Raw genomic sequence first — 12,779 nt, 5'->3', positions numbered from 1 at the left:
TCGGTTGTTGGACCAGAAACGGGGAGGGGCACGCCCCTCCCCTGCTTCCCAAAGGAGTCGAAAAAATGAAAACATTGATTGCCCTGACCTTGCTGGGCCTGTCCGCCGGCGCCTTGGCGCAGACCACGGCGGGTGGCGCCAACAACCAGTCGCAGAGTTCAGCCACCACCAACGCCCAGGGCAACACCCAGGCGGTGAATTTCAACAGCTCCGCCCCCTCGGAAGTCACCTCCCGGGCCACGGTGGACAGCAACAGCACACAGAACATCAACAACACGGGCGCGACGACCAGCACCGTCGACTACCGTGGCAGCTACACCGTCAAGAACGTGCCGTCCGTGAGCGGCCCGAACCTGACGACCAGCAATGACACCTGCATGGGCAGCACCAGCGCCAGCGCCAACGGCGCCGGGGTCGGGCTGAGCTTCGGCACCACCTGGACGGACGAACACTGCAAGCGCCTGAAGATGAGCCGCGAGCTCTGGAACAAGGGCATGAAGGCAGCGTCGCTGGCCATGGACTGCATGGACCCGGCGGCCCAGGCGGCCCTGGAGATGACCGGCTCGAAGTGCCCGCAGTCGATGACCGCCGAAGAACGCGTGAGCGCGTTCGGACCGCAGGCCTCCTCGGCCGGCGCGCCCGTGGCGGCACGTCCGGCGGCGCCGGTGGCACCCGTGGCCGCGGCTCCAGCACCTGCGCCGGCCCCCGTGGCGGTGGCCGTGCCCCAGCCGGTGGCGCCCGTGGCACCTGCAGCGCCTGTCGCGTTGGCGCCGGCCCCGGCACCCGCGCCGGTCGTGGCGGTGCAGCAGCCTGCCGCACCGGCCACGCTGGTCGAGGCGATGCCCATGGCAGCCCCGGCGCAGGAACAGCCGGCACCGCAACCGGCACCGGCCGCGACCGCCGTCCCGGTGTCTGCGCCGGAGGTGGCACCGGCCCCCGTGGCCGCAGCGCCCGCCGAAGAAGCCGCGGCACCTGCGGCGGAGCCGGCACCGGTCATGGCGAGCGCCGTGGCCCCGCAGCCGGACATCCTGGAAGCGCGCATCACGCGCCGCCTGCCGGCTGACCCGGCCGACGAGGTGGCTTCGGCACCGGCCGACGCGCAATGAGGTCGGCTCTGGAGTCCATCACCATGAACACCAGGACCGTTCCTCTCTGGCTGGCCGCCTGTTGCGTGGCGACGGCGTCGGTGGCCGCCACGCCGATCATCCGCATCGAGCGGATGCCCATGGGCAGCGGCCTGCAGAACGCCAGCGGCACGGAAAACGCCGAGCCGGTGGGCGACTACGGCGTCTGGCACGTGCCGCAGTACATGCCGGGGTTCCCGACCTCGGCCACCATCTGGCCGCGCGTCGTGATCATCCAGTGCAACGTCACGCGGTGCAGCGGCTACGAAGTGACGCCCGAACTGGGCCGGGGCGAGTACCTGTTCTTCCGGCCGGCGGAAGACAGCAGCGTCGGCCGCAAATAGAGACAGGCGCGCAGACGCAGCTTTTTCGCACGATGCGCCACCGGGTCCGCAAGGTCCCGGCGGCGCGCGGCCGTGTGCGTATACCCTTCGCGCATGCACAACCCCCTCGTGCGCGCCTTGCGCGCCCTGTTTCGCGCCGTTGCCACCACGATCCTCGTGCCGGTGCTGCTGTTCGAGGAATGGGGCTGGGCCCCGCTCGCGGCATTGGTCGCGCGGCTTGCGCGCCTGCCCTTCTGGGCGCGGCTCGAGAACCTGCTGCGCGCGCTGCCGCCCTGGGGCGCGCTGCTGGCGTTCTTCGTGCCGATGCTGCTGCTCTTTCCGGTGAAGCTGCTGGCGCTGTTCCTGTTCGGGCGCGGCCACGCGTTCAGCGGCATGGCCGTGCTGCTGCTGGCCAAGCTCGCCGGCACGGCGGTGGTCGCGCGGATCTTCCAGCTGGTCGAGGGCTCTCTGATGCGGCTGGCCTGGTTCGCGCGCTGGTACCCGCGCTGGAAAGGCTGGAAAGACCAGGTGCTGACACGGGTGCGCGAAAGCCGTCCCTGGCGCATCGTGCGGGCGATGCACCGGCGGGTGCTGCGCGGCTGGCACCGGCTGCGCGCCGAGTGAATCTATTTTTACCCGGGTGTATTGTGTTTTATATTTTGTCCGGGTAATATTTGGAGATGAATCCATCTCCTTCCACCCGACGTACCCTCGTCAAGCAATATAAGGACAGCGTGCGCCCCGCTGGCGTCTTCGTCATCCGCAACCTGATGAGTGGCCGCGTCTACGTGGCCGGCAGCCTCGACGTCGAAGGCGCCATGAACCGCGCCCGCTTCGAGCTGAACCTGCGCTCGCACCGCAACAAGGCCTTGCAGCGCGACTGGGTGGCGCAGGGCGCGACGCACTTCGGCTTCGAGGTGATCGACCGGGTGAAGGAGCGCGACGACCCCGCCTTCGACCGCGCGGCGGAACTGGAAAAGCTGCTGGAGCTCTGGCGCGAGGAACTCCAGTGCACCACTGACAAGGGCTACAACACGCCATGAGCACCGACGCACTGGGCTTTTGCCTCGACCTCGGCCGCGCCCACGCCAGCCTGAGCTTGAAACTCAACGAGGACCTGGGCGCCTTCCACGGGCTGGACTACGACGACTTCACCCTGCTCCACCTGTTGCTGCGTGCCGGCAACGGCGCCATGCCGATGGCCGAGCTCGCGCACACGCTGGGGTTGCCAATGTCGGCGCTCATCCGCAAGATGGTGCTGCTCGAAAAGACCGGCCTGGCAGAGCGCACGACGGGACCCGATGACGACCCCCGGCGCCATGCGATTATTCGCAGCGGCGGAAGGAAGTTGATGCAAGCCGCCATCACCACCGTCGAAGCGATCTGCGTCGACGCCGTGAAATCGCTGGACCCGCAACGCCTGCCAGACCTCCATGCCGCGCTGCGGGTGCTGTGCGATCACGACACGCCGCACGCCTGAACCGTCCTGCGGGTAGATTACGAACCTCGTTTCGTTCCGCCCGGATCGACAACCCAAAAAGAATTTGCATGTCACCCGACGAACTACCGACCACATTCACTGCGTTTGCCGGCTTCCAGCGCGTCGCCGCCGGCACCAAGGCCCAGGTGCTCACGCAACTGCGCGAGCGCGGCGACGCCGCCACCTGCCTCGTGTTCGACGACCAGACCGGCGAGCAGCTCGATGTCGACCTGCGCGACCCGAAGGCCATCGAAACCTCCGCGCTCGAAGCCGAGAAACACGAAGACGCACCCCGCGGCGTCGGCCGTCCGCGCCTGGGCGTGGTGGCGCGCGAAGTCACGCTGCTGCCGCGTCACTGGGACTGGCTCGGCCGCCAGCCGGGCGGCGCCTCGGTGGCGCTGCGCAAGCTGGTCGACGACGCACGCCACGTGCACGCCGACCGCGACACGGTGCGCGCCGCGCGCGAAGCCACCTACCGCTTCATGACCGCCATCGCGGGCAACCTGCCCGGCTTCGAGGAAGCCACGCGCGCGCTGTTCGCGGGCGAGCATCAGCGCTTCAGCGACCTCGTGGAACCCTGGCCCACCGACCTGCGCGTGCACCTGCACAAGCTGTCGGCCGGTGGCTGGGGTGCTGCATGAGCGCGGCGCCCGACAGCAGCACCACCACCACCAGCCCCGGCAACCCGAGCGGACTGCGCGGCGTGCCCGTGGCGCCGGTGGGTGCGCCGCGTCCGCTGTGGAAGGTGTTCCTGTTCTTCCTGGCGCCGATGTTGCTCAGCAACATCCTGCAGTCGCTCTCCGGCACCATCAACAACGTCTACGTCGGGCAGATGCTCGGCGTGAGCGCGCTGGCGGCGGTGTCGAGCTTCTTCCCGGTGATGTTCTTCTTCATCGCCTTCATCATCGGCCTGGGCGCGGGTGCCTCGGTGCTCATCGGGCAGGCCTGGGGCGCGCGCGACGCGGCCAAGGCCAAGGCGGTGGCGGGCACCACGCTCACGGTGGGCCTGCTGCTGGGCCTGGCGATCGCGGTGTTCGGCGGTGTCTTCACCACGCCGATGCTGGCCATGCTGGGCACGCCGCCCGACGTGCTGGCCGACTCCACGCGCTATGCCCGCATCATGCTGATCGCGATGCCCGGCGTGTTCCTGTTCCTGCTGGCCACCGCCATGCTGCGCGGCGTGGGCGACACCATCACGCCGCTGCTGACGCTCTTGATTTCCACGGCCATCGGCCTCGTCGTCACGCCCGCGCTCATCCGCGGTTGGGGCGGGTTGCCGCAGCTCGGCGTGGCAGCCGGCGCCTGGGCCTCGGTGCTCTCGTTCGCGGTCGCGACCACGTGGCTGGGCTTCCGGCTGCGCCAGAAAAAGAGCCCGCTCGCGCCCGACGCGGAGTTCGTGCGCTGCCTGCGCATCCAGCCGCACCTGCTCAAGGCGGTGCTGAAGATCGGCGTGCCCACCGGCGTGCAGATGATCGTGGTGGCGCTGGCCGAAGTGGTGCTGCTGTCGATGGTCAACAGCTACGGCTCCAACGCCACGGCCGCCTACGGCGCGGTGAACCAGGTGGTGGCCTACGTGCAGTTCCCGGCCATCTCGATCGCGATCACCACGTCGATCCTCGGCGCGCAGGCGATCGGCGCGGGCCGCGCCAACCGGCTGGGCGCGATCGTGCAGACCGCGCTGGGCATGAACCTCGTGCTGACGGGCGGGCTGGTGCTGCTGGGCTACCTGTTCTCGCGTCCGCTGATGGGCTTCTTCATCACCAGCGCGCCGGTGATCGAGATCGCGCAGAACCTGCTGCACATCATGCTGTGGAGCATGGTGCTGTTCGGCATGGCGTCGGCGGTGTCGGGGATCATGCGCGCCAGCGGCTCGGTGCTGGTGCCGACGCTCATCACCATCGCCTGCATCCTGGGTGTCGAAGTGCCGGTGGCCTGGCTCATGAGCCGCCACTTCGGCATGGGCCTGGACGGGATCTGGGTCGCCTACCCGGTCACCTTCGGCGCGATGCTGCTGCTGCAGACCGCGTACTACCGGCTGGTGTGGCGCAAGAAGCCGATCGGCCGGCTGGTCTGATCAGTGCCTCGGCGGGGGTCACTCCCCGTCGAAGGCCTTCTTCACCGTGGCGATGTCGAGCTTGATCATCTTCATCATGGCCGCCATCGCGCGGGCAGCCTTGGCCGCGTCCTTGTCCTGGAACATGCGAATGAGCGGCATCGGCGTGACCTGCCACGACACGCCGAAGCGGTCGGTGAGCCAGCCGCACTGCACCGGCTGGCCGCCGCCTTCGAGCAACTTGTCCCAGTAGTAGTCGACCTCCTCCTGCGTCTCGCAGGTCACGATGAGCGAGATGGCCGGCGTGATCTTGTACTCGGGCCCGCCGTTGAGCACCATGAACGACTGCCCGTCGAGCTCGAAGGTCGCCGTGAGCAGCTTGCCCTTCTTGGCGGGATTCACATCGCCCCAGAGCAGCGTGTCGGTGAGGCGCGACTTCGGAAAGATGGCGGTGTAGAAGTTGACCGCCTCCTCGCCGTTGCCGTCGAACCAGAGGCAGGGAATGATCTTCTGCATGGAATCTCCTTGGGTTGAATGATGAACTGAAGGGTTCAGTATCAAAGCCGAAGCGGCGCATTGTCAACCCGCGCCGCGGCTGTCAGTGAGAAGTTCGCAGATGGGGCCGCGGGCCACAATGGGCCGGTCCTTCGCTTCGGAACTGCCATGTTCGCCCCTTCCAGAACCCGCCTTGGCGCCCCCGCTTTGCTGAGCGCCGCGCTCGCCGCCCTGGCGGTGTCGGCCGGCGCAGCCGATGCCACCTACCCCGACGCCGCTGCCAGCGACCCCGCCCGGCTCGGCTGGATGACCGGCTCGCCGCCACCGCCCGAGCGCACGCTGCGCTTCGACGACGGCAGCTATTTCCAGTTTCCGGCGATGCGCTGGAGCGTGTCGAATTTCCGCCAGCTGATGCCGACCGTGAACGTGTCGCGCGGGCTCGGTGCGCCGTCCGCCCTGCCCCAGGCCTTGCGCAACGACATCGACACGCTGCGCTTCACGCCGCTCGACGCGAAGACGCCCATGACCTGGGACGCCTCGCTGGCCGCCACCTACACCGACGGCATCCTCGTTCTGCACCGCGGGCGCGTGGTCTACGAGCGCTATTTCGGCGTGCTGAAAGACGATGGCCAGCACGGCGCCATGTCGGTCACCAAGTCGGTGGTCGGCACGCTGGGCGCGATGCTGGTGGCCGAAGGCACGCTCGATGCCGGCAAGCCGGTGGCCCACTACGTGCCCGAGCTGGCGACCTCGGCCTTCGGCAACGCCACCGTGCGCCAGGTGCTCGACATGACCACGGGCCTGAAGTTCAGCGAGGACTACGCCGACCCGAAGGCCGAGGTCTGGGCCCATGCGCAGGCCGGCAATCCGCTACCCAAGCCCAAGGACTACGCCGGCCCGCGCAGCTACTACGAGTTCCTGCAGACCGTGCAGCCCGAAGGCAAGCACGGCGAAGGCTTCGGCTACAAGACCGTCAACTCCGACGTGCTGGGCTGGGTGATCGCGCGCGCCACCGGCCGCACCGTGGCGCAGCTGCTGTCGGAGCGCATCTGGCGCCACCTGGGCGCCGAGCAGGACGCCTACTTCACCGTCGACTCCATCGGCACGCCCTTCGCGGGCGGCGGCCTGAACACCGGCCTGCGCGACCTTGCGCGCTTCGGCGAGATGCTGCGCAACGACGGCCGCGTGAAAGGCCGGCAGGTCGTGCCCAAGGCCGCCGTCGAAGACATCCGCCGCGGCGGCGACAAGGCCGCCTTCGTCAAGGGCGGCTACCCGCTGCTGCAGGGCTGGAGCTACCGCAACATGTGGTGGGTGACGCACAACGACCACGGCGCCTACATGGCGCGCGGCGTGCACGGCCAGCGCATCTACATCGACCCGAAGGCCGGGATGGTGATCGTGCGCTACGCCTCGCACCCGATCGCGGGCAACGCCGCGAACGACCCGGTGACGCTGCCGGCCTTCGAGGCGCTGGGGCGGCACCTGTTGGCACAGCGTCGCTGACCTACCAGCGGTAGGTCGCCGTGGCCGTCGCCGTGCGCGGGTAGCCGTAGTAGCAGTTGCGGTAACCGCAGTTCGCGAAGTACGTCTTGTTGGTCAGGTTGCGCAGGTTCAGCGCCAGGCTCCAGCGGTCGATGTCGTAGCCGAGCATGGCATCGAACACCGTCGAGGCCGGCACCTTACTCGGCCACGCGGCCTCGCCGTCGCCGTAGTTCGAGCCCGTGTAGCGCGCGCCCAATCCCACCTTCACGCCGCCGGCGAAGCGGTAGTCCGCCCACACCGACAGCCGGTGGCGCGGCACGGCCGTGGCCTGCTTGCCGATCTCGCTCGTGTTGCTGCTGGCCGTGACGATGGCCCGCGGCGTGTAGCTGTACGACGCCGTGAGGTTCAGGCGCGAGGCGATCTCCGCCGTGGCCTCGAGCTCCAGGCCACGCACCGAAATCTCGCCCGTCTGCTTGGGCATGAACTCGCCGTCGTAGCTGATGTAGTTCTTGCGCCGCAGGTCGAAGATGGCGGCGCTGTACATCGCCTTGCTGCCCGTGGGCTGGTAGCGCACGCCGGCCTCGTATTGCTTGCCGCTTTCGGGCTTGAACGGGTCGCCCGACGCCGGGTCGATGGTGGCCGTGGGCGCGAACGACTCCGAGTAGCTCAGGTACGGTGCCCAGCCGCTCGGGTGCAGGTAGACCAGGCCGGCCCGGCTGGTGAACTTGTGGTCGCGCATGCGCTGGCGCGAGCCGTCGAGGCGGCTGTCCACGGTGCTGTCGGCGGTGTCGTAGCGCCCGCCCAGCGTCAGCGTCCAGCGCTCGCCCCACTTGATCTGGTCCTGCAGGTAGACGCCGGTCTGCGCGAGCCGGGTGATGCCGTCGAAATACGGCGCGGGCCGCTCGATCGGCCCGCCGTACACCGGTGCGTAGATGTTCAGCGGCGAGGCGCTGCCGCCGCTGAAGGTGACCTGGTCGATGCGCGTGCGCTGGTAGTCCAGCCCGACCAGCACCTTGTGCTGCGTCTCGCCCAGGCGGAAATCGGCCTGCAGCTGGTTGTCGAGTGCCAGGGCGCCGATGTTCTCGCGGCTGCCGAACACGCTGCGCGACATCTGCTGGAAGTTCAGTGGGTCGTTCGGCACGTCGGGGTTCAGCGCCATGAAGCCCTTCAGCTGCGTGCCCGTGTAGTCGAGCTTCTGGTGCGCGTAGCGCGCGTTCTGCCGCACCGTGAAGGTGTCGTTGATGCGGTGCTCGAACTGGTAGCCGACCATCTGCTGGTCCTGGTCGAAGCGGTCGAAGCCGGGCTCGCCGACGAACAGCTTCGAGGGAATGGTGGTGCCGATCGCGGTCGGATCGAGCGAGCCGACCTGCGGCCGTGCGCGCGTGTAGACCCCGCCGCGCGTGCGCGAGAACTGCGACAGCAAGGTCAGCGTGGTGTCGCCCGACGGCTTCCAGGTGAGCGCGGGCGCGATGTACATGCGGTCGTCGGCCTCCTTGCCGGCCGGCAGTTGCGCGTCGCGCACGAGGCCGGTGATGCGGTACAGCAGCTTGCCGTCGGCGTCGAGTGCGCCCGAGAAATCGCCCGCCACCTGCTTGCGGGCGTGGTCGCCCACCTGCAGCTGCAGCTCGCGCACGGGCTCCGCCGTGGGGCGCTTGCTGACCACATTCACCACCCCGCCGGGGCCGCTCATGCCGTACAGCACCGACGACGGGCCGCGCAGCAGCTCGATGCGCTCGGCGCCGTAGTTCTCGGTGCGCCACACGCCCCAGGTGCTGTTGTTGCGCAGCGGCAGGCCGTCCAGGTAGAAGCCCGGCGAATAGGCGTCGAAACCGCGCAGCGAGATCCAGTCGTAGCGCGAATCGGCGCCGTAGGTGGTGGTCGACACGCCCGGTGTGTAGCCCAGCGCGTCCTTGAGGTTGGTGGCGCCGATGGCCTCGATGCGGTCGGCCGTGATCACCGAGATCGACTGCGGCGTCTCGATGATCGGCGTGTCGGTCTTGGTGGCGGTGGCGCTGCGTTTGGCGACATAGCCCTGCACGCGGCCCGTGGCGCTTTCCTCGCCGTCGGCCACGACGGTCACCGCCGGCAGCGTGGACGTGCCGCCCGTGGCGGGCGCCGTCTTGATGACCGCCGCATTGCCTTCCATCGTGGCCGCCAGGCCGCTACCCGCCAGCAAACGGTCGAGTGCCTGCCGGGCCGTCAGGCTGCCCGAGATGGCGGGCGCGGTCTTGCCCGCCACCAAGCTCTGCTGCACGACCAGCTGGATGCGGGTCTGCCGCGCCCAGTCGTTCAGCGCCTCGGCCAGCGGCTGGGCCGCGATGCGGATCGGCTGGGGCGCGCCCTGCGCCCGGGCCATCAAGGGCGCGTTCGCCAGGGCCAATGCAACGGCCAGGGCCAGCGGCGCGGGTGTCATCTTTGTTCTCAAGCGCTTCGTCATCGAACGTCTTCCAGGTAGTGAATGCAAATGGTTCCTATCTGGGCTGACGCACGAGCCGGCGGAATCCCCGTAGTGCCGGCGAGAAATTCTTGATTCTCTTGTTTCAGGGGGCCGGCAGGATTTCCGCGACCGTGCCGGTGTCCTTCAGCCGCACCGGCAAGGCGCTGGCCAGGGCGCGCCGCAGCGTGCGCGCGTCCCGCGGGTCGAAGGTGCCGCTCAGGCGCAGCTCTGCCACGGCCGGGTCGTTCACCACCAGGCCGGTGCTGCCGTAACGCTCCAGCTCGGCCAGCGCGCGGGCCAGCGGCGTGTCGACGAAGCTCAGGCGGTGCTCGCGCCAGGGCGCGATGCCGTCGCGCGGCACGGCCGAGACGGCGGAGAACCGGCCCTGCGCATCGCTTTCCACCTGGCGGCCGGCGACGAGGAAGACTTCGCTCGTCGCATCCGGCGCCCGGCGCACCACGCGCACCTTGCCCTCTTCCACCGACACCCGCGTGCCATCGGCGCCCGGCATGCCGGGGGTGTGGCGCACGGCGAAGCGCGTGCCGACCACCCGCACGCGCAGCGGACCGGCCAGCACGTCGAACGGGCGTTTCGCATCGGACTGCACCGCGAACACCGCCTGCCCGTCGATCAGCGTCACCTCGCGGCGGTCGCGGAACAGGCGCACTTCGAGGCGGGTGGCGGTGTCCAGCCGCAGCCGGGAGCCATCGGGCAGCGGCGCTTCGAGCTGCTGGCCGCGCCGGGTGGCGAAGGCCTGTTCGAACACGGGCTGGGCCTGCACATGGCGCCAGCCGAGGTAGCCGGCGCCGACCGCCATGCCGGAAACGCCCAGCACGACCGCCGGCTTCAGGAAGCCGCGGCGCGTGGGTGCGGCGGGCGCGCGGCCTTCGAAGCCGCTGCGCCAGCCCGCGACCGTCTCGGGCGCGATCGCGTCGAAGGCGCGCCAGCGCGACTCCCATTCGCGAAACGCCTCGCCATGGCGCGCATCGGCGCCGAGCCAGGCCTGGAACGCGCGCTCGTCGGACGCGCTCCAGTGCGTGCGCTGGCGGCGGACGAACCAGTCCAGCACGTCCTGTCGCAGGCGCAGGGCTTCTTCGGACGGTGGCGACGTGAGGGTCATGACGTGGGGATCGTTCTTATGGGGGTAGACGCACGAGCGTGGTCAAACCCTGTAATGGGGCGTCTCATCTCACTCTGAACCACGGGTCCGCTCCAGGCACGCCCAGCACGCCTCCATCGCAATGCGCAACTGCATCTCGACCGTCCGCACCGAAATGCCCATGCGCGCAGCCACCTCGGCGTACGAAAGCCCATCGAACTTGTAGAGCACGAAGGCTTCGCGGCAGCGCGGAGGCAGCCGGTCGATGGTCTCGACCATGGCCGCCATGCCCTGCGTGGACGACAGGATGGCGTCGGGCTCGAAGGTGGGCGGGCCGATGCAGTCGTCGGCGTCGGGCGGCGCATCATCGGACGCCGCCGTGTCGCCGCCCGCGCGCACGCTGGTGCGGCGGTGGTGGTCGGTGACGAGGTTGCGGGCCGTGCGGTACAGCAGCGCGCGTGGGTCGCGCACCACGCTGCCCGTGCGCTGCGCCTCGTACACCCGCACGTAGCTCTCCTGCGCCAGGTCGGCCGCGGTGGCGCGGTCGGGTACCTTGCGGGACAGAAAGCTCAGCAGCTCGCGGTAATAGCGTTCGAACACGGGCGCACCACAGCCGGGAAGGGTTGGTCGAAGTCCAGGGGCAGGTTGGCTTCGACACGGCGTGGCTACCTGAGAGATTCAGAACAAAAGAAAACGCGAGATTATGTGCGGGTTCAACCCGCCGATCGCCGAAGGGTAGGCATTTCGCCTGCCGCGCACGGCATGCGCGCGGGCTACCCTCCCCTTCGGCCCCGCCCGGACTCGCCCGGCCTCAGTTGCCGCACGCCGGGTGCTTCTGCCCTTCGGTGGTGTTCGGCAGCCCCAGGAAGTCCAGGATGTGCGGCGTCGTGCCATCGACCTGCGTCAATGCGGTACCCCCGAGGCTGCCCACGCAGTAGCTGGGCTTGAGCGGGTTCTGGTGGTTGTTGTTCAGGATCAGCAGCGTGCTGCGTTCCCCTGCCGTCTGCCCGCCGTGCCCGCTGCCCGTGCCGCCGTGGTCCGAGGTGACGACGATCAGCCATTCTTCATTCGCGTAGTTCGGCCGCGACGTGAGCGCCGTGAGCACCTGCTGGATCTGCTGGTCTTCGCCGGCGATCTTGCCCTGGTAGTAGGCATTGAGCGGGTCGTAGCTCGGCGCGTGGACGTCGACGTTGTGCAGGTAGTAGAAGATCGCCGTCGGCGGGTGCTTCCAGCTCAGCCAGCCCTTCACCGCATCGGTGGCCTGCTGCGAGTTCTTGGCCGCGTTGGCGACCACGAAGTCGGCCAGCGCCGGGCGCAGGTTGTGGGTGATGTTGAACCAGTCGCCCACCACCGCCGTCGTGGCCGTCGGCCAGGCCGCCTTGATCTGGTCGAACACGTGCGTCTTCTTCAGCGGCAAGGTGGTGGTGTTCGAGGTCACGCCGTGCTTGTCGGCCCAGAAACCGGTGAACACCGACGACCAGCCGGGCCCGCTCACGGTCGCCTGCTTGGTGCCGCCCGCCAGCACGTTGCCGTGGAAGGCGCCGCCGGCGATCAGCGCCGACATCGCGGGCGTCTGCACGCAGCCGGTGCACTGGATGGCGTCGCCGCGCAGGCCGTCGATGCCGATCAGCAGGATGTGCTTGTTGCCGGGCACGGGGTTGGGAACGCCCTCGCCCGCGATCAGCGAGTAGTGGTCGTAGGGGTTGCCGACGTAGTCGGTCTTCAGGCCGCCGATATCGCTCGCGCGCTTGTCGCTCAGGTCGCAGCGCTGGTTGGTCTTGTGGTAATCGAAGGACTTGCACCACGCCGAGCGGCTCGCGTCGGTGCAGGCGTTGGCGCAGTCGGTGGGCGTCACGGCCTGCAGGGCCTCCGTGTTGTAGCCGCTGATGGCCGCATTGGGCGTGCGCGCGAAAGGCTTCAGCGGATCGGGCTTGAGGCTGTAGTGGTCGTAGGGGTTGCCGGGGTAGTCGGTCTTCAGCCCGCCCACGTCGGCGGCGCGCTTGTCGCTCAGGTCGCAGCTCTGGGCGGTCTTGTTGTAGTCGAACGAGACGCACCAGGCGCCGCGTGGCGCGCCCAGGCAGGCCGACGCGCACATCTCGGGCGTCGACTGCGTCAGGTTCTCGATGTTGTTGCCGGAGATGGCGGCGTTCGGCGTGGCCGCGAAAGCGTCCAGCGAGGCAGCGCTTGCATGTCCTGCCAGCGCTGCGAACAGCAGGCCCGCCAGGGATGCACGGATCGATGACTTCATGAGGTCTCCTCATCACAGGGTCGTGGGGTGATTTCCGG

The 12,779-nt window shown here is 69.0% G+C and carries 13 protein-coding genes; 8 read left to right on the top strand and 5 right to left on the bottom strand.

What is annotated here, in order from left to right:
- Positions 1 to 65 precede the first annotated feature (65 nt).
- The 7 genes from AC07XP_RS01720 (at position 66) to AC07XP_RS01690 (ending at position 5,001) form a co-directional block, all read left to right on the top strand.
- Positions 66 to 1,106, top strand: a complete 1,041-nt coding sequence (locus tag AC07XP_RS01720) for a hypothetical protein (RefSeq protein WP_223301314.1) — start codon at positions 66 to 68, stop codon at positions 1,104 to 1,106.
- A 23-nt stretch (positions 1,107 to 1,129) separates the two neighbouring features.
- Positions 1,130 to 1,468, top strand: coding sequence for a hypothetical protein (locus tag AC07XP_RS01715; protein WP_062480212.1), 339 nt, complete (start codon positions 1,130 to 1,132; stop codon positions 1,466 to 1,468).
- A gap of 93 nt (positions 1,469 to 1,561) precedes the next feature.
- The gene (locus tag AC07XP_RS01710; RefSeq protein WP_495263615.1) at positions 1,562 to 2,071 is read left to right on the top strand and encodes a hypothetical protein; all 510 of its coding nucleotides are present in this window, start codon (positions 1,562 to 1,564) and stop codon (positions 2,069 to 2,071) included.
- A 56-nt stretch (positions 2,072 to 2,127) separates the two neighbouring features.
- Positions 2,128 to 2,490, top strand: a complete 363-nt coding sequence (locus AC07XP_RS01705) for a GIY-YIG nuclease family protein (protein ID WP_447744084.1) — start codon at positions 2,128 to 2,130, stop codon at positions 2,488 to 2,490.
- Positions 2,487 to 2,927 carry a MarR family winged helix-turn-helix transcriptional regulator gene (locus AC07XP_RS01700; RefSeq protein ID WP_495263614.1) on the top strand — a complete coding sequence of 147 codons (441 nt, stop codon included), beginning with the start codon at positions 2,487 to 2,489 and terminating at the stop codon, positions 2,925 to 2,927. Before AC07XP_RS01705 ends, AC07XP_RS01700 begins: the two co-directional genes overlap by 4 nt.
- Positions 2,928 to 2,995: 68 nt before the next feature.
- Positions 2,996 to 3,568, top strand: a complete 573-nt coding sequence (locus AC07XP_RS01695) for a DUF2239 family protein (RefSeq protein WP_070060635.1) — start codon at positions 2,996 to 2,998, stop codon at positions 3,566 to 3,568.
- Positions 3,565 to 5,001: an MATE family efflux transporter gene (locus AC07XP_RS01690; protein WP_495263613.1), complete on the top strand. Its 1,437-nt coding sequence runs from the start codon at positions 3,565 to 3,567 to the stop codon at positions 4,999 to 5,001. Before AC07XP_RS01695 ends, AC07XP_RS01690 begins: the two co-directional genes overlap by 4 nt.
- An 18-nt stretch (positions 5,002 to 5,019) precedes the next feature.
- Here AC07XP_RS01690 and AC07XP_RS01685 read toward each other — a convergent pair whose 3' ends face one another.
- On the bottom strand, positions 5,020 to 5,496 hold the full coding sequence (locus tag AC07XP_RS01685; RefSeq protein WP_062480220.1) for a VOC family protein: 477 nt from the start codon (positions 5,494 to 5,496) through the stop codon (positions 5,020 to 5,022).
- Between the two features lie 285 nt (positions 5,497 to 5,781).
- Here AC07XP_RS01685 and AC07XP_RS01680 point away from each other — a divergent pair, with 285 nt between their 5' ends.
- On the top strand, positions 5,782 to 6,978 hold the full coding sequence (locus AC07XP_RS01680) for a serine hydrolase domain-containing protein (RefSeq protein WP_495263732.1): 1,197 nt from the start codon (positions 5,782 to 5,784) through the stop codon (positions 6,976 to 6,978).
- A 1-nt stretch (position 6,979) separates the two neighbouring features.
- Here AC07XP_RS01680 and AC07XP_RS01675 read toward each other — a convergent pair whose 3' ends face one another.
- From AC07XP_RS01675 to AC07XP_RS01660, 4 genes are all read right to left on the bottom strand, one after another.
- A complete protein-coding gene (locus tag AC07XP_RS01675; RefSeq protein WP_139705851.1) occupies positions 6,980 to 9,394 on the bottom strand; it encodes a TonB-dependent siderophore receptor in 2,415 nt (804 codons plus the stop codon).
- 103 nt (positions 9,395 to 9,497) lie between these two features.
- Positions 9,498 to 10,514 carry a FecR family protein gene (locus AC07XP_RS01670; protein ID WP_495263612.1) on the bottom strand — a complete coding sequence of 339 codons (1,017 nt, stop codon included), beginning with the start codon at positions 10,512 to 10,514 and terminating at the stop codon, positions 9,498 to 9,500.
- A gap of 69 nt (positions 10,515 to 10,583) precedes the next feature.
- On the bottom strand, positions 10,584 to 11,093 hold the full coding sequence (locus AC07XP_RS01665) for an RNA polymerase sigma factor (protein WP_495263611.1): 510 nt from the start codon (positions 11,091 to 11,093) through the stop codon (positions 10,584 to 10,586).
- 211 nt (positions 11,094 to 11,304) lie between these two features.
- Positions 11,305 to 12,741, bottom strand: coding sequence for a PAN domain-containing protein (locus tag AC07XP_RS01660; RefSeq protein WP_495263610.1), 1,437 nt, complete (start codon positions 12,739 to 12,741; stop codon positions 11,305 to 11,307).
- Positions 12,742 to 12,779 lie beyond the last annotated feature (38 nt).

This window comes from Variovorax sp. GW531-E2, assembly GCF_059423125.1.
Note: the sequence above shows the minus strand (reverse complement) of the source record. Positions and strands in the feature narration are given on the sequence as shown.

Coding starts and splice junctions, on each gene's coding strand:
- AC07XP_RS01685 (WP_062480220.1), bottom strand. CDS start 5,496: ATGCAGAAGATCATTCCCTGCCTCTGGTTCGACGGCAACGGCGAGGAG.
- AC07XP_RS01715 (WP_062480212.1), top strand. CDS start 1,130: ATGAACACCAGGACCGTTCCTCTCTGGCTGGCCGCCTGTTGCGTGGCG.
- AC07XP_RS01660 (WP_495263610.1), bottom strand. CDS start 12,741: ATGAAGTCATCGATCCGTGCATCCCTGGCGGGCCTGCTGTTCGCAGCG.
- AC07XP_RS01695 (WP_070060635.1), top strand. CDS start 2,996: ATGTCACCCGACGAACTACCGACCACATTCACTGCGTTTGCCGGCTTC.
- AC07XP_RS01670 (WP_495263612.1), bottom strand. CDS start 10,514: ATGACCCTCACGTCGCCACCGTCCGAAGAAGCCCTGCGCCTGCGACAG.
- AC07XP_RS01705 (WP_447744084.1), top strand. CDS start 2,128: ATGAATCCATCTCCTTCCACCCGACGTACCCTCGTCAAGCAATATAAG.
- AC07XP_RS01690 (WP_495263613.1), top strand. CDS start 3,565: ATGAGCGCGGCGCCCGACAGCAGCACCACCACCACCAGCCCCGGCAAC.
- AC07XP_RS01675 (WP_139705851.1), bottom strand. CDS start 9,394: ATGACGAAGCGCTTGAGAACAAAGATGACACCCGCGCCGCTGGCCCTG.
- AC07XP_RS01680 (WP_495263732.1), top strand. CDS start 5,782: ATGACCGGCTCGCCGCCACCGCCCGAGCGCACGCTGCGCTTCGACGAC.
- AC07XP_RS01720 (WP_223301314.1), top strand. CDS start 66: ATGAAAACATTGATTGCCCTGACCTTGCTGGGCCTGTCCGCCGGCGCC.
- AC07XP_RS01710 (WP_495263615.1), top strand. CDS start 1,562: ATGCACAACCCCCTCGTGCGCGCCTTGCGCGCCCTGTTTCGCGCCGTT.
- AC07XP_RS01700 (WP_495263614.1), top strand. CDS start 2,487: ATGAGCACCGACGCACTGGGCTTTTGCCTCGACCTCGGCCGCGCCCAC.